The following is a 23,486-nucleotide window of genomic DNA, read 5'->3' on the forward strand; positions in this document are numbered from 1 at the left end:
GCGACCGGACGACCGACACGAAACTCGCGTACAGCGTCACGCACCTACCTGCTACCGGAAGGGGATTTGTCATGCCCGCAGATCTGAAGAACCGCGTGTCCGGGCAGCAGGACGCGGACCTGGTCGGCCAGTACCTGCGCGACGTCGGCGGCACTCCGCTGCTCACCGCGTCCGAGGAGGTCGACCTCGCCAAGCGCATCGAGGCCGGTGTCTACGCGGCGCACCTCCTGGAGACCGGCGACAGCTCGCACGACCGCCGGCTGCTCCGGCGCATCGCCGCCGAGGGCGAGCGCGCCAAGGACCACATGATCCGCGCGAACCTGCGCCTGGTCGTGTCGGTCGCGAAGAAGCACTCGTTCCGCGGGCTGCCGTTCCTGGACGTCGTGCAGGAGGGCAACCTCGGCCTGATCCGCGCGGTCGAGAAGTTCGACTACGCCAAGGGCTACAAGTTCTCCACCTACGCGATGTGGTGGATCCGTCAGGCGATCGAACGGGGTCTCGCCGAGCAGACCCGCACGGTCCGCCTGCCGGTGCACGTCGTGGAGGAGGTCAACAAGCTCAAGAAGATCGGCCAGAAGCTCTCCGCGGCACTGGGCCGGGAGGCGACGGTCGAGGAGATCGCCGTCGAGGCCAAGTGTTCCGCGAGCCGCGTCCAGGACCTCCGTGACGCCGCACGCACCTGCGTGTCGCTGGAGACGCCGGTCGGCGACGAGGGCGACTCGGTGCTGGGCGACCTGATCCAGGACACCGACGGCGTGTCGGCGCCGGATCTCGTGGAGCGCCAGGAGTTCACCGACGGCGTGCGGTCCCTCTTGGACGTCCTGCCCGCACGGCAGGTGCGGATCCTGCGCCTGCGCTTCGGCCTGGAGGACGGCCGTGAGCGCACGCTCCAGGAGGTCGCCGAGGAGCTCGGGCTGACCCGCGAGCGGATCCGTCAGCTGGAGAAGCAGTCGCTGGCGGTGCTCAAGCAGTCTGGCCGCCCGGACGAACTTTTCGCGCTCGCCGGCTGACAACCGTACGAAAGTCGCTTGTACTCACCGTTGTCTCAACTAAAGATTCATCACGTCCGCTTGCGGACTGACGCTGTTTCGCAACCGCGTGTGAACGCATCTCCATGGGCCGTCGAGGGCCGGCCCGCGTTCGCACGCGGTTTCCCTGCAAACAAGGAGCAGTGATGAATCGACGCACCCTGCGCACGCTCGGTGTGGCGGCGGTTGCCGCCGTCGGTACGGTGTTAGCGCTCCCACAGGCTGTGGCCGCACAGCCCGAGGGGCAGATCCTCGCGGAGAACGCGCCGAACTCCGTCCAGGACAGCTACATCGTGGTGCTCAGAGACAACGCCATGGCGCGTGAGGCCGTTCGGGGCAACGCCGACGGCCTGGTCGGGCGCTACGGAGGCAAGATCGGCTTCACCTACAAGGCCGCCTTCAAGGGCTTCTCCGCCACCATGTCGGCCTCGCAGGCCAAGCGCCTCGCGGCCGACCCGGCGGTGGCCTACGTCGAGCAGGACCGGACCGTCCAGGTACTGGGCGACCAGCTCAACCCGCCGTCGTGGGGCCTCGACCGGGTCGACCAGGCCGACCTCCCGCTGAACAGCAAGTACAGCTACAGCACGGACGCCGCCAACGTCACGGCGTACGTGATCGACACCGGCATCAACTACGACCACGCCGACTTCGGCGGGCGCGCGAGCTTCGGGTTCGACGCGTTCACCGACGGCCGCAACGGCAAGGACTGCCAGGGTCACGGCACGCACGTGTCCGGCACGGTCGGTGGCGCCACCTACGGCGTGGCCAAGAACGTCAAGCTCAAGGCCGTCCGCGTGCTCAACTGCTCCGGCGGCGGCTCCGTCTCCACCGAGGCGGCGGGCGTCGACTGGGTCACGGCCAACGCCGTGCTGCCGGCCGTCGCGAACATGAGCCTCTACACCGGTACCGCGAACGAGCCGAGCCGCGTCCTCGACGACGCCGTCCGTGCGTCGATCCAGCGCGGTGTCACCTACGTCGTCGCGGCGGGCAACTTCAACGACGACTCCTGCAAGTACTCGCCGCAGCGCGTCACCGAGACGATCAACGTCATGGCGACGGCCAGGACCGACGCCCGCGCGTCGTTCTCCAGCTACGGCACCTGCAGTGACCTGTTCGCGCCCGGACAGGACATCGTTTCGGCGTCCTACAGCAACAACACCGGCACCGCCACGATGAGCGGCACGTCGATGGCCTCGCCGCACGTGGCGGGCGCGGCGGCGCTGTACCTCGCGGACAACCCCGGCAAGACCCCGGCCGAGGTGCAGGCCGCGATCATCGCCGCGGCCACGCCGAACAAGGTCACGAGCGCCGGCACCAACTCGCCGAACCGCTTGCTGCGCACCAACACCGGCGGCGTTCCGGGTGTCAGCGTGACCAACCCCGGCGCGCAGACCACCGCGCTGAACGGCACGGCGAACCTGCAGCTGTCCGCGTCCGGCGGCACCGCGCCGTACACGTGGTCGGCCACCGGGCTGCCCACCGGCCTGTCGATCGGTTCCTCGAACGGCCTGGTCACCGGTACCGCGACCACCGCGGGCACCTACAACGTGACCGTCACGGCCACGGCGTCGGCGGGCGGTTCGGGCAGCACGTCGTTCACGTGGACGGTCGGCTCCGCGACGTGCGGCAAGCAGACCAACGACACGGACGTCGCGATCCCGGACACCTCGACGGTGTCGAGCTCGATCACGGTCAGCGGCTGCACCGGCAACGCGTCGGCCACCAGCCAGGTAGAGGTGCACATCAAGCACACCTACCGCGGTGACCTCGTGGTCGACCTGATCGCTCCGGACGGGTCGTCCTACTCGCTGCACAACCGCGCCGGCGGCAGTGCGGACAACATCGACCAGACCTACACCGTCAACCTGTCGTCGGAGACGCGCAACGGCACCTGGAAGCTCCAGGTCCGTGACGCGGCCACCGCCGATGTCGGCACCATCGACACGTGGAGCCTGACGCTGTGAGTCAGCGCGTGGCGAGGGTTTCCCGGAACCCTCGCCACGCCACCTCCGTGTCCGGAGTCCGGTCGTGCGGACCCTTCAGCCACACCGCGTACTGCCCGATGTCGTTGAGGCTCCAGCGCAACCGGTAGAGGGCGAGGCCCGCGGCGACGGGTTCGTGGCCGGTCAGCTCGGTGTACCTCGTGAGATCACCGTCCAGCAGGGCGAGGTCGCGTTCGGGCGACGCCAGCCCCACGGTGTCCCAGTCGACCAGGCGGTAGCCGTCCTGTGTGCGGACCAGGTTGCCGGGATGCGGTTCGCCGTGCGTCACGACCAGCCGCGGCGACACCTGCGCGGCCAGCCTGTCGAACTCGCTCAGCAGGTCGCGGATCCTGTCGATGTTCGCGACGAACACCTCGCGTGCGCCGGCGGAGAACGGTCCGCCCACCCACTCACCGGGCGTGGTGAGCAACTCCTCGAGCTCTGCCCGTCCGTCCGGATCGACCGGTGCGATCGGAGCGCCACCGGGTGGTGCGCAACTGTGCAGCTCGGCGAGCAGCGTGAGCACCTCGTCGCGTTCCTCGTCGCCGAACCGGTCGGCGAAGCCACCGGACCTGCCTTCCAGAAGAGGGAACACGCTCAGCGCGTACCGGTCGTTCAAAGGCACGACCGTCTCGCCGCCGTCCGTCCGCAGTGGTGCGACGACGAACGGGAGCCGCAGGGCGGACGCCGTGTCCATCGCGCGCCGCAGCCCGGCGAGCGGATCGGTACCGCAGTGGGACTTGTTGGTCAGGTCGGCAACCGAGGTGAACCACCGGTCTGCCACCGTCCAGTGGTAGTCGCCGAAACCGACCGGTGCGTACGTCAACGACCCGGTGATGCCGAACTCGGCGAGCCCAGACCTCAGGTCGTTCTCGGAGAGCCCGGCGGGACGATCCTCCACAGGTGCCGAGGTTACCTGGCGTGACGGACTCGATGGCACGATGTGCGGCGTGAACGTGCCCGCCGTCCTGCGCACCCTGGCCCGGCTGAGCGCCGCCGAGCAGCCGCAGAAGGTCCAGCTCGACCTGACGAAGGCGGCGGGTCTGCTGTGGCTCGGCGACCACGAACCGGCGTGGCGCGCCATCACCCTCCAGCAGGACGGGGAGCCCGTCACGTGGAACGCGCCGAAGCAGGCACGTGGCCAGGCCGCGCACCTCGCCGCGTTCGACGCGCTGCACCAGGAGGACCGGCTGCTGCGGCTCGGGTGGGCGTTCCTGGCGGGACCCGCGCAGATCGGCGGGCAGCGGCGGCGCGTGTGCCTGCCGTTGATCTCACGGCCCGTGCGCCTGCACAAAGGCGTTGGGGCGTACTACGCCTTCCACGTGGCCGGTGACGCCGGCGTGTTCCCGTGGATCGACGACTGGGCGAAGACGGCGGAACGGGAGGCCGCGCTCGCGCCGACCGAGGAGTGGATCACCGAAACGCTGCGGCAGGCCGGGTTCGACGACGTGCCGATCGTCCGCGAGGACCCCCAGAAGCTGATCTCGGGTGATCAGCTCGCGGTGGCGATGGGGGCCGGGCTGCACGCGGGCGAGCCCGTCGTGACGACCGAGCAGGGGTCGGCGCTGGTCGAGTGGGCCGCGAAGGAGAGCATCGAGGACTCCGCGTTCGCCGCGCTCTACGGGGCCGGCACCGCACCGGACGACCACGACGAGCCGATCAGTTCGGCGTTGCCGCTCAGCCACAGTCAGCAACTGGCCGTGGAGCACGCACGTCGTGCACGGATCACCGTTGTTGGTGGACCGCCTGGTTCGGGCAAGACACACGCCCTCGCCGCGTTGGCGCTCGACGCGGTGGCCACGGGCAAGTCCGTGTTGCTCGCGAGCCGCACCCGCAATGCCGCCGACGTGCTCGGTGCCGCGTTGCGCCGTGCGGGTGGCCCGGTGCCGGTGCTGTTCGGCGACTCCGAACTGCGGCAGGAGATGGCGCGCGAGCTCAGTGACGGGCTCGACGCCACCAGTAGACCGGACCGGTTGAAGGAACTCGACAAGAACCGGCGTGCTGCTGCGGCCGCCGTTGCCCGTGTGGAACGCACGGTCGCACAAGCGTTGAACGATGAGAAGCTCGCCGCGGAAGCGCGCAAGCATCACGCACTGATGGCCGCACATCGTTCCGTGGCACCCAAGGCGTTCGACGCGGGCGTGGATTTCCCACAGCTGTACGGCCTTCTCGAACCGCGCACAGGGTTCCTGAGTGGACTCCGCACCGGTTGGGCGCTCGGCAAAGCACGCAAACTGACCGGCGCGAACCAGGCGTCACCGGAGGACCTCGCCGCCGCGATCGAAGCTGCCGAACAGACGGCGGCCGCGGTCCGGCTCGGGGCGAACGGCGGCACCACGTTCGCCGAGCTGCGGCCGTTGCTGGCCGAGCAGGACACCGCGAGCAGGCAGGCGACCGCCTTGTGGCTCGAGGAGTACTCGGTGAGCCGCCGCGGCTCGGGCGCGCGCCGGGCGGTGGCCGCGCTCGCGAAGGCGTTGCGGTCCGGCCGGGCGGCACGACGGCGCGGGCTGGCGGAGATCGACAGCGCGGACCTCGTGGCAGCACTGCCGTTGTGGGTCGGGACGCTGTCCGACGTGGAGGACATCCTGCCGCCGGTACCGGCGATGTTCGACCTGGTGATCATCGACGAGGCGAGTCACGTCGACCAGCCGCTCGCCGCGCCCGCGTTGCTGCGCGGGCGGTCCGCGGTGATCGGGGGCGATCCGCGGCAGCTGCGGCACGTGTCGTTCGTGAGCGACCAGGCAGTGCAGGCGGCGGTCGAGGCGGAGGGCACGCAGGACCTGCGCGACCGGCTGGACGTGCCGAAGGTGAGCCTGTTCGACGCCGCGGCCGCGACCGCGGGCGTGCACTGGCTCGACGAGCACCACCGCTGCGCGCCGCACCTGATCGGGTTCGCCGCCGCGAAGTTCTACGACGGCAGGATCGCGTTGCTGACCACGCACCCGGCGATCGCCGACGTCGACTGCATCGACACCGAACGCGTCGACGGCGAACGGACCTCGAAGGGGGTCAACCAGGCCGAGGTCGACGCCGTGCTCGCCCACGTCCGCAAACGTGTCGCCACGGGCGTGCGGTCCATCGGTGTCGTGACGCCGTTCCGCGCGCAAGCAGACGCACTCGAAGATGCGCTGCTGAACGAGCTGACGCTGGACGAGATCACCACGGGTGGCGTGCGCGCGGGCACGGTGCACGGCGTGCAGGGCGGTGAGTTCGACGAGGTCGTCATCAGCCTCGCCGCGGACGCCAAACCGGGCGCCTGGCGGTTCGTGAACGACCGCAACCTGCTGGCCGTGCTCACGACCCGTGCGCGCCGCAAGGTCCACGTGATCGCATCAGCACCCGAACCACCCGGACTGATCGGCGAGTACCTGCGGCACGCGGACATCGCGCCGACGGAAACGGCGGGCGCGGACCCCGAGGATACCTGGACGGCTCGGCTGGCCGAGGAGCTGAAAGCCACCGGACTGACCGTGCGCACCGGCTATCCGGTGGGGCAGTGGCGGGTCGACCTCGTGGTGGGGGAGAAGGAAGACGCCGTCGCGGTGGAGACGCGCCCGCATCCGGAAGGGACGCGGGCGCATCTCGCGCGCTGGCGTGCGCTCACCCACGCGGGGTGGCGCGTGCACGACGCGTTCGGCAGCCGGTTCGGCCACGACCCGGCGCGTGCCGCCGTGGAACTGGCTCAGGAGCTCGCACCGGGGTGCTGAGGGCGTCTGCAAGTACCACCAACTCGGTGTTGGTGGTACTTGCAGACGCCGTTACCGCCGGGCGGGCTTGAACAGCGGCTCGACGGCCGCCGCGGTGGGCAGGAACGGGTTCGGGTTCGCCGGGCACACCGTCCCGACGGCGGGCAGCGTTCCGTTGAGCAGGTATGCGTTCGTGTGGTCGGTCGCGCACTTGCTCACCCCGTACGCCGTGTGCCCCCAACCCGCATAAGCGAGCAGACGGCTACCAGCGATCTGTCGGTTCACGGCCTGCGCACCGCGGAAGTCCGTGACACCGTCGAAGTAGTTGCCCACCACCAGAACCGGTGCGTTGGTGCGGGTGCGCCACGGTCCGGTGTAGCGGTCGTGGTTGGTCGGCCAGTTCGCGCACGCCGCGTTGCCCCACCACCACGCCGGCCCGAACTCCGAACCCGCCGCCGCGTACCGAGCGGTCGCCCGGTACGCGCCGAAGTCGCGCGGGAACTCGGTGTCCGCGCACACGTTGCCGTTGTACGCGTCGAAACCGTTGGGGTAGTCCGGTTCCGCGGCCGTGACGGAAAGCCCCGCCGCCGCGTCGGACAGCTGGTCGAACAGCGCCGCGGCGTCCGGCCAGTCGCGCGGCGAGTACATCGCGCCGAGCGCGGCGTTGATCACGGCGTCGTAGGTGTACACCTCGTCGCCGAGCTGGATCGGCTTGGCGCGCACCGAGGCGAGCAACGCGTTCCAGCGCTTCTCCGAGTTCGGCCCGAAGACGCAGTTGGCCTCGTCGCAGTTGCGGAGGAACTCGCGGAACTCCTCCTTGGTCGCGATGCGGTCGGACTCGATCTGCCGCCCGCTCGACCACAGCACCGGGTTGAGCACGCCGTCGACCACGAGCGCACGGATGTTGTTGGGGAACAGGTTCGCGTAGGTGGCGCCGAGGAACGAGCCGTACGAGAAGCCGAGGTAGCTGATCTTGCGGTCACCGACCGCACGGCGCAGCAGGTCCATGTCCCTGGCGACGTCGGCGGTGCTCATGTGCCGCGCGATCGCCTGGTCGTCGCGGCACTCCGGGCCGAGCGAGCGGTAGCGCTCGAAGAACGGGCGTTCCTGGCTCGCCTGGTAGGGGAAACCGGGAATCCCCTCGAAGAACTTGTTCAGATCCGCCTCGCTGGCGAAGCAGTGCAACGGATCGGACTTGCCGATGCCACGCGGGTCGAAGCCGACGATGTCGAAGCGGCCCTGCAGGTTCGCCGACAGCCTCTCGCCCGCACGGAGCGCGAAGTCGACGCCGGAACCACCCGGTCCGCCGGGGTTGAGGAACAGCGACCCGATCCGGTTCGCCTTGTCCGTGGCCGGTTTGCGCGCCAGCGCGATGGTCGTGGTCGCGCCGCGCGGGTTGTCGTAGTCGAGCGGCACCTTCACGGAGGCGCACTCGAAGCCGGGGTGGTCGGGTCCGCAGGCCGTCCAGCCGATCCGGGGGACGCCGGGGTCGGCCTGGACCGCGGGCGTTCCGGTGATCATGAGTGCGGCCGCGGCGGCCAGCACGGTGAGTCGCATCGACAAGCTCCCCTCTTGTCCGCAGAGGGGTCTTCCTACCGGCTCGCGACCGGGACCGTTACCGCCGAAGGTCGTGACCGCCCCAAATGGGACGCCGGTCAGTCCGAACGCCGGTGTTTCTGGCGAACTCCGAGCCGGTCGGCGATCTGGTCGTGGATCGGCGTGCTCATCACGACCGGGCTCGCGGTCTGGGCCTGCGGTGTCGGTCCCGGTGTGTCCTGGTTGTCAGGCATGCGAGGAGCGTAGGCATGGTCATTGCCTCCTCAACCACGCTGATCAAGGAATCACACTCGTCGTACCCCATGAGGTGAATCCGGTTCCCCCGATCTATACCGAGCGTGGGGGTCAGGACCTGCTACAGGACTACGTGTGGGTGTGCCCGATAGGGGTAATCCGGTGTGCCCGGCAACGTGGAATCTCATCGGCCGGACGCGCCGTTTGCGTGATCTCGAGGCAATGTTGAACGATCGGGTTCCTCGCCAGACGAACGTGGAGCGTGAACGATGGTCAGCGGCAAGCCGGGCATCGCGAAGCGGCAGCTCATCCTCCTGACCGGCAGGGCGCACCCGGAGCTCGCGGAGTCGGTGGCCAAGCACCTGGGCGTCGCCATCACGCCGCAGGCCGCCTACGACTTCGCGAACGGCGAGATCTTCGTCCGCTTCGAGGAGTCCGTGCGCGGCGCGGACGCGTTCGTCATGCAGAGCCACAGCGCGCCCATCAACGACTGGCTGATGGAGCAGCTGCTCATGGTCGACGCCCTCAAGCGCGCCTCGGCCAAGCGCATCACCGCGGTCGTGCCGTCGTACCCGTACGCCCGGCAGGACCGCAAGTACGCCGGACGTGAACCCGTCTCGGCGCGGCTCGTCGCGGACATGTTCCGCACCGCCGGCGCGGACCGGATCGTCACCGTGGACCTGCACACCGCACAGGCGCAGGGCTTCTTCGACGGCCCCGTCGACCACCTGCACGCGATGTGGCTGCTCACCGACCACGTCCGTGCGCGGTACCACGGCGAGGACCTCACCATCGTGTCGCCGGACGCCGGGCGGACCAGGCTCGCCGAGAAGTGGGCCGACCTGCTCGGCGGCTGCCCGATCGCGTTCATCCACAAGACCCGTGATCCGTTGCGCCCCAACGAGGTGGTGGCCAACCGCGTCGTCGGTGACGTCGAGGGCCGCACGTGCGTGGTGGTCGACGACATGATCGACACGGCGCTGACGAGCACGTCGGCGGCACGGCAGCTGCTGGAGCAGGGCGCGAAGGACGTCGTCCTGGTCGCCACGCACGGCGTGCTGTCCGGCGACGCCTACGAGCGGCTCGTCGCCAGCAAGGCCCGCGAGGTGATCCTCACCGACACCCTGCCGATCCCGCACGAGCGGCGGTTCCCCGGCCTGACGGTGCTGAGCATCGCCGCGCTGCTGGCACGGGCGATCCAGGAGGTCTTCGAGGACGGCTCGGTCACGAGCCTCTTCGACGGCAACGCCTGATCCGGGAAGCCCGCCCGCCCGTCCCGTGTTGGTATGGGACATGGGCAATGAGCAGCGTGGCCGGGTCCGGGTCGAGACCTCGGCGAAGCGGGTCCGTGCGTACTTCGGTGGCGATCTGGTCGCGGACACGACCTCGCCGCACCTCGTCTGGGAGATCCCCCACTACCCGGCCTACTACCTGCCGCTTTCCGCCGTGCGCGCCGAGCTGAAGCCGACGGGGGAGACCAAGCACTCGCCGAGCAGGGGCGAGGGCGTGCTCCACGACGTGGTCACGGCGGGCGGCACCGCCGAGGGCGCGGCGCTGACCTACCCCGACTCGCCGATCGAGGAGCTGCGGGACCTCGTCCGGTTCGAGTTCTCCGCCATGGACGAGTGGCTGGAGGAGGACGAGCCGATCTACGTGCACCCGCGCGACCCGTACAAGCGGGTCGACGTCCTGGGCAGCTCCCGGCACGTGCGGGTCGCGCTCGACGGAGTCACGCTGGCGGCCTCGACGCAGCCGCGGATCCTGTTCGAGACGAGCCTTCCACCGCGGTACTACCTGCCGTTGAGCGACGTCCGGTTCGATCTGCTCAGGCCGTCGGACACGCAGACGCACTGCCCGTACAAGGGCACCGCCACGTACTGGTCGGTCGAGGTGAACGGGAAGGTCCACGAGGACCTCGTGTGGATCTACCGGTCCCCGCTGCCCGAGAGCCAGAAAATCGGTGGGATGGCCTGCTTCTTCAGTGAGAGGGTCGACCTCTACGTCGACGGCGAGCTCCAGGCCAAGCCGAAAACCCCCTGGTCGTAGGCGACCTACTTCACACTCTGCAAAGTTGCAGTCACTGCAAAACGATCCTGTACGCTTGCCCCGTGAACCAGCCGGGGGAGAGCCTGCGCGACCGCAAGAAGCGCCGCACGCGTGCCGCGCTCGAGCGGGCGACCGTGCGTCTCGCCGCCGAGCGGGGCTACGACCACGTCACCGTTGAGGAGATCGCCGCCGAGGCCGACGTCTCGGTGCGGACCTTCTTCAACTACTTCGCGAGCAAGGACGAGGCGCTCATCGGTGCGGACCCGGAACTGGGTCCGCGCATGGCCGGGCGCATCGTCGCCGCGGACGCCGGCGTCAGCCCGTTCGAGGCCTACCGGTCCTCGGTGCTCGCCGAGGTCACCGAGGAGATGGACCACGCCCGCGAGCTGTGGCTGCTGCGCAAGGACGTCCTGATGCAGCGGCCGGACCTGCTGGTCCGCGCGTTCGCCAGCAACGCGGAGTCCGAGCAGCTGCTCGCGGACGCCGTGGCGCGGCGGGCGGGACTGCCGGTCTCGCACCTGTACCCGCGCCTGCTGGTCGCCGCCGGGACCGCCGCGTTCCGCTGTGCGATCACGCGCTGGGCGCAGGACGACGGTGTCTCGCTGGGCGATCTCGTCGGTGAGGCGCTCGACCTGTTCGCCACCGGCCTGGCTCACGTGCCGCACCACCACGAAGGGGGATCATGACCACCGAAGCAGAAGTGACGCCGGTCCACAGCAGACGCGACGTCGTGCAGGCCATGTCCGGCCTCATGCTGGGCATGTTCGTCGCCATCCTGGCGGGCACCGTCGTGTCGAACGCGTTGCCGCGGATCGTCGCCGAGCTGAAGGGCTCGCAGTCGATCTTCGCCTGGATCGTCACCACCGAGCTGCTCGCGATGACGGCGACCGTACCGCTGTGGGGCAAGCTCGCCGACCTCTACAGCCGCAAGCTGCTGATCCAGGCCTCGCTCAGCCTGTACGTCGCGGGATCGCTGATCGCGGGCTTCTCGCAGAACATCGAGATGCTGATCGTCAGCCGCGTGGTGCAGGGCCTGGGCGCCGGCGGCGTCACGGCACTCGCGACGATCGTGATGGCGGCGATGATCCCGCCGCGCGAGCTCGGGCGTTACTCCGGCCTGTTCGGCGCCGTGTTCGGCGTTGGCACCGTGGCGGGCCCGCTGATCGGCGGCGTACTGGTCGACACGTCGTGGCTGGGCTGGCGCTGGTGCTTCTTCGTCGGCGTGCCGTTCGCCCTGGCCGCGATCTGGCTGCTCCAGCGCACCCTGCACCTGCCGGTCGTGCGCAAGGAGGACACGAAGATCGACTACCTGGGCGCGTTCCTGATCGTGTCCGGTGTCTCGACGCTGCTGATCTGGTCCTCGCTGGCCGGTCAGAAGTTCGAGTGGTGGTCGGGCTGGACCGCGGGCCTGGTGACGCTCGGCGTCCTGCTGCTGGTGGCCGCCGTGCGCGTCGAGGCCACGGCGCACGACCCGATCGTGCCGCTGTCGATCTTCCGCAACCGCACCGTCTCCCTCACGACCATCGCGAGCGCCCTGGTCGGTGTCGCGATGTTCGGCGGCACGGTGTTCCTCTCGCAGTACTTCCAGCTCTCGCTCGGCAAGACGCCGACCCAGGCGGGTCTGCTGGGCCTGCCGCTGATCTTCGGCCTGCTGATCTCGTCGACCGTGGCGGGACAGCTGATCACGAAGTTCGGCAGGTGGAAGGCGTTCCTGGTCGCCGGTGGCGTGATCATGGTCGGCGGCATGCTGCTGCTGTCCACGATCACCGCGACCACCACCGTGTTCATGGTGTCCGTGCACATGTTCGTGCTCGGCGTCGGAGTCGGCCTGCTGATGCAGAACCTGGTCCTGGCGGCGCAGAACGACGTGCCGGCCAAGGACCTCGGCGCCACCACGTCGACGCTGACGTTCTTCCGCTCGCTGGGTGGCGCGGTCGGTGTGTCGGCGCTGGGCGCGGTGCTGGCGAGCAAGGTCTCGTCGCTCGCGGCCGAGAAGTTCGGGCCGATGGGCGGCACGGGCGGTAGCGAGGTGCCGGACCTGTCGGTGCTGCCGCCCGAGGTCAAGGCCGCGATCGCCGAGATCTACGCGACGGCGACGGCGGAGATCTTCCTGGTGGGCGCACCGTTCGCGGTGCTGGCGCTGCTGGCGGTGGTGTTCATCAAGGAGAAGCCGCTCAAGGAGCAGAGCGGTGACGACAGGCTGGCGGCGGAGATGGCCGCGGGTCACTGAGTTCCCGAGCGGACCCCTGACTTTCGTCGGGGGTCCGCTCTGTCTTTCGGGTCGGGTTCTTTCTGCTCGCGCTCCATACGTTCTGGGACATGAACATCTGGGGTGCAGCACTCACGCTGCTGGTGTCCACCTTCGCCGGCGAGGCCTCCCATCCGGGCGTCGCGGTGGCGATCACCAAGGGAGATCAGGTGATCGCGGTCGAGGGCCACGGGCGCGACTCGGCGGGCGAGCCGATCACGGGGAACACGAAGATGGCGATCGCGTCGGTCAGCAAGTCGTTCACGGCACTGGCCGTCCGGCAGCTCGCCGACGCGGGCAAGATCGACCTGGACCGTCCCGTCTTCGACTCGCGGGTCACTCCGCGTCAGCTGCTCGGTCACACGTCGGGCATCAGCGACCGCACGTTGCCGGAGAAGAGCCTGTCGCAGCCGAACACTCCCGCGGAGGCGCTCGACCGGGCACGGGAGGTGCTGCGGGAGGCCGTCCCCGACGGTCAGTTCCGGTACACCAACACGAACTACCACCTGGCCGCGCGGCTGGTCGAGCTCGCGTCCGGCGAGAACTTCAACGCCTACCTGAAGAAACACGTCTTCGAACCCCTCGGGATGCGGGACACCGTCGCGATCGACGTGACTCCACGCGATCTGCCGCCGGACTTCCGCAAGGGCTACGGATACGCCTACGGGTTCTCGGGTCCGCTCACCGAGCCACACCGGTTCGTCACCGGGTCGGACGGCGTGATCACCACGGCCGCGGACATGGCCAAGTGGCTCGCCGAGCAGCCTTCGCTCGCGCCGCAGGACGGCATGGGCTGGAAGGCCGACTCCGACGGTCGGTTGCGGCACAACGGCATCTGGTTCACCGCCACGGCCGGGCAGCTGATCACCCCGTCCGGGTACGGGATCGCGGTGATGTCCACCAGCGGGCTCACGCTCGGCAACGAGGGCACGTACGCGCTGGAGAACGGCATTGCCGATCTCGTGGACGGCAGGACACCGCCGGAGCCCACGTCGTACCGGCTGCTGATCGATCTCGTGCTTGCGGGACTGACGTTGTTGTCTTTGGCGCTGGGAATTCGCGCGTTGCGGCGGCCGCGGAGGTTCCACAAGGCGTGGCAGGTGCTGAGGTTCGTGCCGCTCGGCGTGCTGCTGGCGTTGCCCGCGTTGCTGGGAGTCCTGTACGGCGGGCGGGACATGACGTTCTTCCAACTGATGCACTATTCGTTGCCGCTTGTGGTGTGGTTGGGCGTGTCGAGCGTGATGAACATCGGTGTGGGGGTCGTGAGGTGGCTGCGATGAGGTTCGTGGCGCTCGGCGGGTGCGTCGCGGTGGCGGCCGCGCTCTCGTTCGCCATGCACGACAACGTTCCACCGTGGACGGTCGCGGTGCTGATCCCGTTGTTCGTGGCCTCGTTCCTGCTGGGCCGCCGCACCGACTCCGCCTGGCCGGCCGTCCTGTTCGCGGCGGGGTGCAGCGCCGGGCTCGTGGCGGTGGCGGTGGTGGGCCTCGCGGTGGCGCTGCCGTGGTTCCTCGGGCGCGTCGCGCACCAGCAGGCCGAACTGGCTGCCGCCGGCGCAGAGGCCGCTCACCTGCGCGAACGCACCCGGATCGCGCACGAGGTCCACGACACGCTCGGCCACGAGCTGAGCCTGATCGCGTTGCAGGCCGGTGCGCTGCAGATGACGGTGCCCGCCGAGCACCAGGACGCGGCGGCGCAGCTGCGGGTGACGGCGGCCGCGGCCACGGAACGGTTGGCGGACCTCGTGCTCCTGTTGAGGGAGGGCGACCCGCCGTCCGTGCTGGAGTTGCGGGACCTCGTGGACCGCGCGGTGGCGGCGGGGTTGCGGGTCGAGTTCTCCGTGGACGGTGTGGTTCCGTCCACAGTGGAGCCGACCGTGCGCCGGGTGGTGCAGGAGGCCCTGACGAACGCCGCCAAGCACGCGCCGAAGTCCTTGCTGCTGTTGAAGGTCACGTCGGAGGACGCGACGACGGTCGTGGAGGCGAGCAACGACGCAGGCCTGCGTCGTGGTGCGGGCAGCCGCCTGGGCCTGGTCGCGTTGCGCGAACGGGTGCGGCTCGCGGGAGGTACGCTGCGCGTCAGCCGTGGCGGGGGCAGGTTCGAGCTGGTCGCCACGCTTCCACACGCGGGGGAGTCGTGATCCGGGTTCTGCTCGCCGACGACGAGGCGATGGTGCGTGCCGGTGTGCGCGCCATCCTCGGTTCCGATCAGGCGATCGAGGTGGTGGCGGAGGCGTCCGACGGGCGTGAGGCCGTCGACCTCGCGTTGAAGCACCGGCCGGATGTCGTGCTGCTGGACGTCCGCATGCCGCGCCTCGACGGGCTGGAGGCGGCACGCGAGCTGGCACGCCTCGGCTTCGGGGTGGCGATGCTGACGACGTTCAACGACGACGGCTACCTGGAACAGGCGCTGGACGGCGGCGCGCGGGGTTTCCTGCTGAAGTCGGGCGATCCGCGCGAGCTGATCGCGGGTGTGCACGCGCTGGCGTCCGGCGGCGCCTACCTCGCCCCCAAGGTCGCGGCACGGATGATCACCCGGTTCCGCGGCGGCCGGACGGGCCGGGCGAAGTCCCTGGTGGAGTCGCTGACAGCGCGCGAACGGGACGTGCTGGCGTTGCTGGCCGAGGGCCTCTCAAACGCCCAGATCGCCCGGCGCCTAGACCTGGTAGAGGGCACGGTGAAGGGACACGTGAGCGCCATCCTGACCCGCCTGCACGCGCAGAACCGCGTGCAGGCGGCAATCGTCGCGCACGAAGCGGGCCTTACCCCCTAACCTGCTTATGGCGCGAAAAGCACGTTCGGGCCGATAGATGGCCCGAACGTGCTTTTCGCGCCAAACCAGCTAGATCGGGAAGTGGCCGTGGTCGCTGGCGACGGTGACCCAGCGGGTGGCGGAGAAGGACTCGATGCCCCACCGGCCACCGAACCTGCCGTACCCGCTGGCCTTGACCCCGCCGAACGGCACCTGCGGCGCGTCGTCCACGGTCTGGTTGCCGACGTGCACGATGCCGGTGCGGATCCGCCGGGCCAGGGCGAGGCCGCGCCGTGCGTCCTCGGTGAGGATGCCCGCGGTCAGGCCGTGCTCGGTGTCGTTGGCGATGGCGACTGCCTCGTCGTCGTCCGCGACCGTGGTCACGACGACGGCCGGGCCGAAGATCTCCTCGGTGAAGATGCGCATCTGCGGCGTCACGCCGTCCAGCACGTGCGGGACGCCGTCACCACCGGCCCGCACGCGCGCACCCGCCTCGACCGCCTCGGCGACCAGTGCGGCCACGCGGTCGGCGGAGCGCGGCGTGATCACCGGGCCGATCACCGTGCCGGGGTCGGCGGGGTCGCCGTGGGGGAGCGAGGCGACCTTGGCGGCGAACTTCGTGGTGAACTCCTCCGCCACCGACTCGTGCACCAGGATCCGGTCGGCCGACATGCAGATCTGACCGGCGTTGAAGAACGCGCTGAACGTCGCCGCCTCGACCGCGTGGTCGAGGTCCGCGTCGTCGAGCACCAGCAACGAGTTCTTGCCGCCGAGCTCCAGCACCGCGGGCTTGAGGTGTTGTGCGGCAAGGGTTCCGACGATGCGGCCGACCTCGGTCGACCCGGTGAAGTTCACCGCCCGCACCCGCGGGTCGGCGATCAGCGCCTCCGCGATCTCCGCGGCGTCGGACGGTGCGTTCGTCACGACGTTGAGCACGCCCGCCGGCAACCCGGCCTCGTGCAGCACGTCGGCGATGAACAGCCCGGCCGCGATCGGCGCGTCCTCGCTGGGCTTCATCACCACGGTGTTGCCGGCGGCGAGCGGGGCGGCGACGGCGCGCGTGCTGAGGATGATCGGCGCGTTCCACGGCGAGAACGCCGCCACCACGCCGAGCGGCTCCCGCACCGCGAGCGACAGCTGCCCCGGCTTCTCCGTCGTCAGCACCTCGCCGACGGGCTGGGTGACCGCCGCGGCCGCCTCGCGCAGCATGCCGGCCGCCAGCATCACGTTGAAACCGGCCCAACCGGCGACGCCACCGACCTCCTGGGCCATCAGCGCGATGGCCTCCGGGGTGCGGGACTCCAGCACGTCGGCGGCTTTCAGCAGAATTCGCCGCCGGGCCGACGGCGGCGTCGCGGACCACTCCGCGAACGCCTCCTCCGCCGCGTCGACGGCACGCGCGACGTCGGCGGTCCCGGCCGCGGCGACGACGGCGTACACCTCACCCGTGTACGGGTTGAGGTCGTCAGTGGTGCGGCCGTCCAACGCGGGAACGTTTTCGCCGCCGATGATGAGCTCACGCTTTTCACTTGCCACGGTTGAAGATTCAACCGCCTGTGACGTGCGTCATCCAATACCGTCTTCCGGTGGGTGGAAACCCGGCTGCAGCGTCCGCCCGATGCCCTTCGCCGCGACCTGCAACGCCGCCACCAGCCGTGCCCGCACGTTGCGCAGATCCGGCACCACGATGCCGAGCGCCGCGACGACGTGCCCGTCCACCTCGACCGGCACCGCCACGCTGCACGCCCCGAGCGTCATCTCCTCGAACGTCTGCGCGTACCCGTCACGCCTGATCCGGTGCAGCTGCGCGCGCATCCGTCCCGGCTCGGTGACCGTGTACGGGGTCAAGCGGGTCAGCCTGTGCTGGATGACCTCCTCCTGCACGTCCGCGGGCGCGTGCGCGAGCAGCACCTTGCCGACGCCGGTCGAGTGCAGCGGCAACCGGCTGCCGGTCGAGCTCACGATCGGCACCGACGCGTGCCCGGACACCCGGTCGAGGTAGAGGACCTCCGTCCCCTCCCGCACGGCCAGGTGCACCACGGCCCGCGTCGCGGCGTGCAGATCGTGCAGGAACGGCTCCGCGACCCGGCTCAGGTCCACCTCCCCGGACGCGAGCAGGCCGAGCCGCCAGATCCGCCGCCCGATCACGTACTCACCGGAGTCGAGCCGCCGCACCGCACCCCACTCGGCCAGCTCGGCCAGCAACCGGTGCACGGTGCTGATCGGCAGCCCGCTGCGCCGCGCGATGCCGCTGAGCGTCTGGCGGCGGTGCCTGCTGTCGAACGTGCCGAGCAGCGACAGCAGCTTGGAGGAGACGGTGGCGGCCACCCCGAGATTCTGACCCCTGGTAACACTGGGCGCGTGACGTACCTGGGTGAGGGCTGGGACAGCACGGCCGTGCTGGTCGACGAACGCTGGGTGGAACGGCGGCCGCGCCGTCCCGAGGTCGGGCCGCAGCTCGAACGCGAGTCGGTGGTCATGCCGTGGCTCGCTCCTCTGCTGCCGCTGCCTGTCCCGGTGCCGGTGGTGGTGTCGCGCGATCCGGTGGTGGTGCGCCACGAACTGGTGCCCGGCGAGGAACTGACGGCGTCGACCGCGGTGCAGGGCAGGCAGCTGGGCGAGTTCCTGCTCGCGCTGCACGCGGCGCCCGTGGCGGAGGCGGTGCGGCGCGGCGTCGGACCCAGGCCGTTGCCGGTGGAGCGTTTCCGCGCCGAGGTGCGGGTGCCCGGCGGCGAGGAGTTCCTGGCCGAGCTCGACGGGCTGCCCGCGGACACGCTCGTGCACGGCGATCTCGGTCCCGAGCACGTGCTCGGCCGTGACGGCGTGCTGACCGGCGTGATCGACTTCGGTGACCTGCACGTCGGGGACGCGGCGATCGACCTGGCGTGGGCGCTGCACGACACGCCGCCCGAGTTCGCCGAGGCGTTCGCGGACACCTACGGCGTGGACCGGGAGCTGCGCAGACGTGCGTTGATCTGGCACCGGCTCGGGCCGTGGCACGAGGTGCTGTACGGCAACGACATCGGCGACCAGGAGGTGGCGGAGGTTGGTCTGGCTGGAGTACTCGACCGCCTCGGGACCGGGGTATCCCCGATCTAGGAAGTCACTGTGAGGAGGACGAGATGCCCTGGGTTCGCCGGCACCGCCGCAGCGCGCCGTTCAGCTTCTTCCGCACGACCACGGTCCGCAGCCACTACCGCAGGCCGCCCACCGGCGCGCTGATCCCGATCATCGTCGCGATCGCCGTGATCGTGCTGCTCATCGCCCTGTTCTGAGGGTAGGGTCGAAGGCATGGGTCAGTTGGGCGAGTTGTTCCCGGGGCGCAAGCTCCGCACCGAGGCGACGGACTCCGGCACCGGCGAGGACTACGAGGAGACCGGTCCGCTCGACCTCACCGCCGGTGCGGTGCGGTTGAGGCCGCGACCGAAACCCGCAGCGCAGCCCGCCCCGGAACCCGCCTCGGGATCCGACAGCACCGAGTGATCATCGGTATTACCCTTGGCCGGTGCTGGCCGCCCTGCTTTTCCTGATCCCTGCCGTTTTCTTCGTCTACGGGATGCTGCGCGACCGTCGCAGGCTGAGCAACGCGGTCTGGCTGGGCATCGCGCTGGTGATGTTGTTGCTGCTCCTGGCGGAGGCCGGGCGGGACAACCCGGTGCTCAGCCTGCCGCTGGTGCTCGCGTTCATGCTCGCCGTGCTGGGCCTGCTGCTGCTCCCACTCGCGTTGCTCGCCAACGGCCTGGTGATGGTCCGCCGCGAGGGCCGGTCGCTCGGCAACCTGCTCTCGCTGCTCGCCGGTCTCGCACTGCTGGGCGAGATGGTCTACTTCGCGTGGGGCATCAGCCAGCCCAACGACTGGGTCCGCGGCAGCGCGATCGGCCTTTTCCTGGTGTCGGCCTACATCGCGTTCCTGTTCGTGAGCCTGCTGCTGTACTCGGTGATCTACGGCCGCACCGGGCGCCGCAGCGGGTTCGACGGCATCGTGGTGCTCGGCGCCGGCCTGCTCGGCTCCCGCGTGCCGCCGCTGCTCGCGAACCGGCTCGACCGCGCGTTGCGGCTGTACCGGCGCGAACAGGAGGCGGGCCGCTCGCCCGTGATCGTCGTGACAGGCGGGAAGGGCTCCGACGAGCACGTGTCGGAGGCGTTCGCGATGAGCGAGTACCTGTTCGAACGCGGTGTGCCCGCCGAGGACGTGGTGCTGGAGGACCAGGCGACCACCACGGAGGAGAACCTCCGCTACAGCAAGAAGTTGCTCGCCGATCGCGGCCTCACCGGCCGGGTCGTCGCCGTCACGAACAACTACCACGTGTTCCGCACCGCCGTGCTCTCCCGCAAGCAGGGCCTGCGGTTGCAGGTCATCGGAGCGCCGACGGCCTGGTACTTCGTGCCCAGCGCGTTCCTGCGGGAGTTCGTGGCGCTGCTGGTCCGCAACCCCGTTGTGCACAGTCTGGCGTGTGTTGTGCTGATGGTGGGCGGCCTCGCGCTGACCCAGATCGGCTAGAGGAGCCGGGGCTTGCTCGCCCCGGCTCTTCCACCTTCCCGGTCACGCGACCGGACTGAACCGCATGATCCAGTTCGTCTCCCAGGTGGCACCGTCGTCGTAGGAGAACTGCTGCTGCCAGACAGGTTCGGCACCCGCAGTCCAGTCGAACCGGACCTTCACCGCCTGCCCGCCGACCACGTCGTCGCCGAAGAACACGCCGTGGTCGCCCTCGAACCGGCCCTCCACCGGCGGGTCGAGGTGGCCGGGCGCGCGGGTGGAGGCCCACCAGATGCGCCAGACCTCCCGTTCGGGGTCGTACTGGCGCAGCGTCATGCCCTCCCAGCCGTCGGCGCGCAGGCTCTCCACGTTCGCCGCGCCGCCCAGAATCGGCCGGCACTCGGTCTCCGCCCCGAACTCGACCCACTCCGTGCCGCGTCCGGGGATGTCGGCGATCTTGCGGTGGGCGACGTGCCAGCGGCCGTGGAAGAAGTCGAAGTCGTTTGCACTCATGGGGAGGACGCTATGCCGGTATCACTGACATCCAATGTCAGTGATCGCGTTCTGCTGCCGCAAACGTTGTCAGTGATCAACCTGTTGACGTAAAGGTCTGGACCATTTTACCGTTCCGGGCAGTGGCCGCCGCCCTAGCCAGGAGGTCCTTCCCTTGCGACTGCTCGCCAGAGTGGTCCCGGCGCTAGCCCTGCTAGCCGGGACAGTGATAGCTGTGACCAACGCGCCCACCGCGGCCGCCGCCCACGAGGACTGCCGGCCGGACGGGCTGTACAAGACGGCGGGCGTCGACGTGCCCTACTGCACCGTCTACGACACCGCCGGCCGCGAGAACCTGGGCTCGGACAAGTCCCGGCGCGTCATCGGGTACTTCACCAGCTGGAGGACCGGCAAGAACGGTCAGCCGGGGTACCTCGCCAAGGACATCCCCTGGTCGAAGGTCACGCACCTCAACTACGCGTTCGCGCACATCGACGCGCAGAACAAGATCTCGGTCGGTGCGAACGACGCGAACAACTCGTCGATCGGCATGGAGTGGCCCGGTGTCGCCGGTGCCGAGATGGACCCGTCGTTGTCCTACAAGGGGCACTTCAACCAGCTCACCAAGTTCAAGAAGCAGTACCCGAACGTCAAGACGCTGATCTCGATCGGCGGCTGGGCGGAGACCGGTGGCTTCTTCAACGCCGACGGCACGCGCAACGCGTCGGGCGGCTTCTACAAGCTGGGGCAGTCGCAGGCGGCGATCGACACGTTCGCGGACAGCGTGGTGGGTTTCCTGCGCCAGTACGGGTTCAACGGCGCCGACATCGACTACGAGTACGCCACCTCCAACAACCACGCGGGCAACCCGGACGACTTCTGGATCTCCAACGCCAACCGCGGCACGTTGTGGGCCGGGTACCAGGCCATCATGAAGACGTTGCGGGAGAAGCTCGACCGCGCCGGTGCCGCCGACGGCAAGCACTACCTGCTCACCGCCGCCGTGCCCGCGTCCGGCTGGTTGCTGCGCGGCCAGGAGTCGTACCAGGTCGTCAAGTACCTCGACTACCTCAACGTCATGAGCTACGACCTGCACGGTTCGTGGAACCACTTCGTCGGGCCGAACGCCGCGCTCTACGACGACGGCAAGGACGGCGAACTCTCGGCCGGTGGCGTGTACACGGCGCCGCAGTACGAGGGCATGGGCTACCTCAACACCGACTGGGCGTACCACTACTACCGCGGCGCCATGCAGGCCGGACGCATCAACGTCGGCGTGCCGTTCTACTCGCGCGGCTGGCAGGGTGTCACCGGTGGCACGAACGGGTTGTGGGGCAAGGCCGCGCTGCCGGACCAGTCGAAGTGCCCGCCCGGCACCGGTTCGTCCGTCGGCTCGACCACGCCGTGCGGCAACGGCGCGACCGGCATCGACAACCTCTGGCACGACGTCACGGCGGGTGGCGCTGAGGTTCCGTCCGGTGTGAACCCGTTGTGGCACACCAAGAACCTCGAAGCCAAGGTCACCGGTTCGTACTCCTCGCAGTACGGGCTGGACCCGGTCAACGACCCGACGGACCGCCTGACCGGCACCTACGCGCCGTACTACGACGCGACGCTGAAGTCGCCGTGGCTGTGGAACAACGACAAGAAGGTGTTCCTCTCCACCGAGACCGAGCAGTCGATCGCGGAGAAGGCCAAGTACGTGCGCGACAAGGGGCTCGGCGGCATCATGATCTGGGAGCTCGCCGGCGACTACAAGTACGACTCCGTGAAGAAGGAGTACTTCATCGGTGACACGCTGCTGTCGACCATCAACACCGGCCTCAACGGCGCCGCGCCCTACGGTGCCTCGAAGGCGGCCTCGCAGCAGTCGCAGGCGCTCGCGGTCGACGTGGACGTGTACGGCTTCGCGTTGGGGGACAACAACTACCCGATCACGCCGAAGATCAAGTTCACGAACCGGTCGACCGTCACCATCCCCGGTGGCACGAAGATCTCGTTCGACTACGGCACCAGCGCGCCGGGCAGCATGGCCGACCAGTCCGGCTTCGGGTTGAAGGTCGTGACGAAGGGCCACAGCGGCTCCAACGTGGGCGGCCTGAAGGGTGACTTCCAGAAGGCGGAGCTCACGCTGCCGTCGTGGCAGTCGCTCGCACCGGGCGCGTCGATCGAGATGACGGTCAGCTACCAGCTGCCGATCTCGACGCCGTCGAACTTCGTGTTCACGTTCGGCGGTCAGTCGTACGCCATCACCGCCGACTACCCGAAGATCGGCGGCGGCAGCACGCCGACGTCCACGACCACCACGACGACGACCACCACGTCGAACCCGGCTTGTTCGCTGCCCGCGTGGGACCGCGAGCAGGTCTACACCGGCGGCAACGAGGTGTCGCACAAGGGCCGCAAGTGGCGCGCCCAGTGGTGGACGAAGGGTGAGGAGCCCGGCACCACCGGTGAGTGGGGCGTCTGGCGAGACCAGGGCGCCTGCTAGCACCTGATCGATTCGTCAGCGATCTGTCGGGCGCGGGTCTTAGGCTGTTGTCGTGACCGCCCAAGACCCGCGCCTGCAGGAGCTCGTGCTGCTCCGCAAGGTCCGCGACAGGATCGACCGCGAGTACCGCGAGCCGCTCGACGTCGCGGCACTGGCGCGCGGCGTCCACCTGTCCGCCGGACACCTGTCGAGGGCGTTCCGCGCGGCGTTCGGCGAGTCGCCGTACAGCTACCTCATGACCCGGCGCATCGAGCGCGCGATGACGTTGCTGCGCCGCGGCGACATGTCCGTCACCGAGGTCTGCTTCGAGGTCGGCTGCACGTCGCTCGGCACGTTCAGCACGCGGTTCTCGGAGCTCGTCGGCATGTCACCGAGCCAGTACCGCAAGGTCGCCTCCGAAGACGGCCAGGGCATCCCGAACTGCCTCGCCAAAGCCGTGATGCGTCCGATCAGGAATAAAGAAGCGGCGGCGGGTCCGTCCGATTAGGTTG

The 23,486-nt window shown here is 69.5% G+C and carries 22 protein-coding genes; 16 read left to right on the top strand and 6 right to left on the bottom strand.

Going from position 1 to position 23,486, the window contains the following annotated elements; all coding sequences use genetic code 11:
* Positions 1-71 precede the first annotated feature (71 nt).
* Both ACFOWZ_RS29680 and ACFOWZ_RS29685 read left to right on the top strand, forming a co-directional pair.
* On the top strand, positions 72-1,010 hold the full coding sequence (locus tag ACFOWZ_RS29680) for a sigma-70 family RNA polymerase sigma factor (RefSeq protein WP_382377201.1): 939 nt from the start codon (positions 72-74) through the stop codon (positions 1,008-1,010).
* A gap of 164 nt (positions 1,011-1,174) precedes the next feature.
* A complete protein-coding gene (locus tag ACFOWZ_RS29685) occupies positions 1,175-2,992 on the top strand; it encodes a S8 family peptidase (protein ID WP_382377202.1) in 1,818 nt (605 codons plus the stop codon).
* Position 2,993: 1 nt separating this feature from the next.
* On the opposite strand, the gene ACFOWZ_RS29690 is transcribed toward ACFOWZ_RS29685, so the two are convergent.
* Positions 2,994-3,911 (bottom strand): phosphotransferase, encoded by a 918-nt coding sequence (locus ACFOWZ_RS29690; RefSeq protein ID WP_382377203.1) that lies wholly within the window; start codon positions 3,909-3,911, stop codon positions 2,994-2,996.
* Between the two features lie 49 nt (positions 3,912-3,960).
* Between ACFOWZ_RS29690 and ACFOWZ_RS29695 the strand changes: the two genes are divergently transcribed.
* Positions 3,961-6,717: an AAA domain-containing protein gene (locus ACFOWZ_RS29695; RefSeq protein WP_382377204.1), complete on the top strand. Its 2,757-nt coding sequence runs from the start codon at positions 3,961-3,963 to the stop codon at positions 6,715-6,717.
* A 51-nt stretch (positions 6,718-6,768) separates the two neighbouring features.
* On the opposite strand, the gene ACFOWZ_RS29700 is transcribed toward ACFOWZ_RS29695, so the two are convergent.
* Positions 6,769-8,253, bottom strand: a complete 1,485-nt coding sequence (locus tag ACFOWZ_RS29700) for an alpha/beta hydrolase (protein WP_382377205.1) — start codon at positions 8,251-8,253, stop codon at positions 6,769-6,771.
* Positions 8,254-8,351: 98 nt separating this feature from the next.
* Positions 8,352-8,486 carry a hypothetical protein gene (locus tag ACFOWZ_RS29705; RefSeq protein WP_382377206.1) on the bottom strand — a complete coding sequence of 45 codons (135 nt, stop codon included), beginning with the start codon at positions 8,484-8,486 and terminating at the stop codon, positions 8,352-8,354.
* Between the two features lie 270 nt (positions 8,487-8,756).
* Here ACFOWZ_RS29705 and ACFOWZ_RS29710 point away from each other — a divergent pair, with 270 nt between their 5' ends.
* The 7 genes from ACFOWZ_RS29710 (at position 8,757) to ACFOWZ_RS29740 (ending at position 15,553) form a co-directional block, all read left to right on the top strand.
* Entirely contained in the window at positions 8,757-9,740 is a 984-nt protein-coding gene (locus ACFOWZ_RS29710) for a ribose-phosphate diphosphokinase (protein WP_382377207.1), read from the top strand.
* Positions 9,741-9,780: 40 nt separating this feature from the next.
* Positions 9,781-10,533, top strand: a complete 753-nt coding sequence (locus tag ACFOWZ_RS29715; RefSeq protein WP_382377208.1) for a DUF427 domain-containing protein — start codon at positions 9,781-9,783, stop codon at positions 10,531-10,533.
* Positions 10,534-10,595: 62 nt separating this feature from the next.
* Positions 10,596-11,219 (top strand): TetR/AcrR family transcriptional regulator, encoded by a 624-nt coding sequence (locus ACFOWZ_RS29720; protein ID WP_382377209.1) that lies wholly within the window; start codon positions 10,596-10,598, stop codon positions 11,217-11,219.
* Entirely contained in the window at positions 11,216-12,763 is a 1,548-nt protein-coding gene (locus ACFOWZ_RS29725) for an MDR family MFS transporter (RefSeq protein ID WP_382377210.1), read from the top strand. Before ACFOWZ_RS29720 ends, ACFOWZ_RS29725 begins: the two co-directional genes overlap by 4 nt.
* An 89-nt stretch (positions 12,764-12,852) precedes the next feature.
* Positions 12,853-14,061: a serine hydrolase domain-containing protein gene (locus tag ACFOWZ_RS29730; protein WP_382377211.1), complete on the top strand. Its 1,209-nt coding sequence runs from the start codon at positions 12,853-12,855 to the stop codon at positions 14,059-14,061.
* A complete protein-coding gene (locus ACFOWZ_RS29735) occupies positions 14,058-14,921 on the top strand; it encodes a sensor histidine kinase (RefSeq protein WP_382377212.1) in 864 nt (287 codons plus the stop codon). Before ACFOWZ_RS29730 ends, ACFOWZ_RS29735 begins: the two co-directional genes overlap by 4 nt.
* Complete coding sequence (locus tag ACFOWZ_RS29740; protein WP_382377213.1) at positions 14,918-15,553, top strand: response regulator; 636 nt, start codon at positions 14,918-14,920, stop codon at positions 15,551-15,553. Before ACFOWZ_RS29735 ends, ACFOWZ_RS29740 begins: the two co-directional genes overlap by 4 nt.
* Positions 15,554-15,622: 69 nt before the next feature.
* Here ACFOWZ_RS29740 and ACFOWZ_RS29745 read toward each other — a convergent pair whose 3' ends face one another.
* Together ACFOWZ_RS29745 and ACFOWZ_RS29750 are read right to left on the bottom strand one after the other, a co-directional pair.
* Complete coding sequence (locus ACFOWZ_RS29745) at positions 15,623-17,068, bottom strand: aldehyde dehydrogenase family protein (RefSeq protein ID WP_382377214.1); 1,446 nt, start codon at positions 17,066-17,068, stop codon at positions 15,623-15,625.
* 30 nt (positions 17,069-17,098) lie between these two features.
* Entirely contained in the window at positions 17,099-17,860 is a 762-nt protein-coding gene (locus tag ACFOWZ_RS29750; RefSeq protein WP_382377215.1) for an IclR family transcriptional regulator, read from the bottom strand.
* Between the two features lie 33 nt (positions 17,861-17,893).
* On the opposite strand from ACFOWZ_RS29750, the gene ACFOWZ_RS29755 reads away from it, so the two are divergent.
* The 4 genes from ACFOWZ_RS29755 to ACFOWZ_RS29770 are packed head-to-tail and all read left to right on the top strand — an operon-like array spanning position 17,894 to position 20,033.
* A complete protein-coding gene (locus ACFOWZ_RS29755) occupies positions 17,894-18,631 on the top strand; it encodes a phosphotransferase (protein ID WP_382377216.1) in 738 nt (245 codons plus the stop codon).
* A gap of 23 nt (positions 18,632-18,654) precedes the next feature.
* Positions 18,655-18,807: a hypothetical protein gene (locus ACFOWZ_RS29760; RefSeq protein ID WP_382377217.1), complete on the top strand. Its 153-nt coding sequence runs from the start codon at positions 18,655-18,657 to the stop codon at positions 18,805-18,807.
* 16 nt (positions 18,808-18,823) lie between these two features.
* Positions 18,824-19,015 (top strand): hypothetical protein, encoded by a 192-nt coding sequence (locus ACFOWZ_RS29765; protein WP_382377218.1) that lies wholly within the window; start codon positions 18,824-18,826, stop codon positions 19,013-19,015.
* Between the two features lie 22 nt (positions 19,016-19,037).
* Positions 19,038-20,033 (top strand): YdcF family protein, encoded by a 996-nt coding sequence (locus ACFOWZ_RS29770; RefSeq protein WP_382377219.1) that lies wholly within the window; start codon positions 19,038-19,040, stop codon positions 20,031-20,033.
* A 42-nt stretch (positions 20,034-20,075) separates the two neighbouring features.
* Here ACFOWZ_RS29770 and ACFOWZ_RS29775 read toward each other — a convergent pair whose 3' ends face one another.
* Positions 20,076-20,525: a hypothetical protein gene (locus ACFOWZ_RS29775; RefSeq protein WP_382377220.1), complete on the bottom strand. Its 450-nt coding sequence runs from the start codon at positions 20,523-20,525 to the stop codon at positions 20,076-20,078.
* Between the two features lie 214 nt (positions 20,526-20,739).
* On the opposite strand from ACFOWZ_RS29775, the gene ACFOWZ_RS29780 reads away from it, so the two are divergent.
* Together ACFOWZ_RS29780 and ACFOWZ_RS29785 are read left to right on the top strand one after the other, a co-directional pair.
* Positions 20,740-22,995: a glycosyl hydrolase family 18 protein gene (locus ACFOWZ_RS29780; protein WP_382377221.1), complete on the top strand. Its 2,256-nt coding sequence runs from the start codon at positions 20,740-20,742 to the stop codon at positions 22,993-22,995.
* A 52-nt stretch (positions 22,996-23,047) separates the two neighbouring features.
* A complete protein-coding gene (locus ACFOWZ_RS29785) occupies positions 23,048-23,482 on the top strand; it encodes a helix-turn-helix transcriptional regulator (RefSeq protein WP_382377222.1) in 435 nt (144 codons plus the stop codon).
* Positions 23,483-23,486: the final 4 nt, after the last annotated feature.

Source organism: Lentzea rhizosphaerae, assembly GCF_042649515.1.
In the GTDB taxonomy this organism is placed as follows: Bacteria; Actinomycetota; Actinomycetes; order Mycobacteriales; family Pseudonocardiaceae; genus Lentzea; species Lentzea aerocolonigenes.

Bases quoted from the DNA above. Each gene is read 5' to 3' on its own strand.
- ACFOWZ_RS29680 (WP_382377201.1), top strand. From the start codon at position 72: ATGCCCGCAGATCTGAAGAACCGCGTGTCCGGGCAGCAGGACGCGGAC.
- ACFOWZ_RS29685 (WP_382377202.1), top strand. From the start codon at position 1,175: ATGAATCGACGCACCCTGCGCACGCTCGGTGTGGCGGCGGTTGCCGCC.
- ACFOWZ_RS29700 (WP_382377205.1), bottom strand. From the start codon at position 8,253: ATGCGACTCACCGTGCTGGCCGCCGCGGCCGCACTCATGATCACCGGA.
- ACFOWZ_RS29705 (WP_382377206.1), bottom strand. From the start codon at position 8,486: ATGCCTGACAACCAGGACACACCGGGACCGACACCGCAGGCCCAGACC.
- ACFOWZ_RS29710 (WP_382377207.1), top strand. From the start codon at position 8,757: ATGGTCAGCGGCAAGCCGGGCATCGCGAAGCGGCAGCTCATCCTCCTG.
- ACFOWZ_RS29715 (WP_382377208.1), top strand. From the start codon at position 9,781: ATGGGCAATGAGCAGCGTGGCCGGGTCCGGGTCGAGACCTCGGCGAAG.
- ACFOWZ_RS29725 (WP_382377210.1), top strand. From the start codon at position 11,216: ATGACCACCGAAGCAGAAGTGACGCCGGTCCACAGCAGACGCGACGTC.
- ACFOWZ_RS29730 (WP_382377211.1), top strand. From the start codon at position 12,853: ATGAACATCTGGGGTGCAGCACTCACGCTGCTGGTGTCCACCTTCGCC.
- ACFOWZ_RS29735 (WP_382377212.1), top strand. From the start codon at position 14,058: ATGAGGTTCGTGGCGCTCGGCGGGTGCGTCGCGGTGGCGGCCGCGCTC.
- ACFOWZ_RS29760 (WP_382377217.1), top strand. From the start codon at position 18,655: ATGCCCTGGGTTCGCCGGCACCGCCGCAGCGCGCCGTTCAGCTTCTTC.
- ACFOWZ_RS29765 (WP_382377218.1), top strand. From the start codon at position 18,824: ATGGGTCAGTTGGGCGAGTTGTTCCCGGGGCGCAAGCTCCGCACCGAG.
- ACFOWZ_RS29775 (WP_382377220.1), bottom strand. From the start codon at position 20,525: ATGAGTGCAAACGACTTCGACTTCTTCCACGGCCGCTGGCACGTCGCC.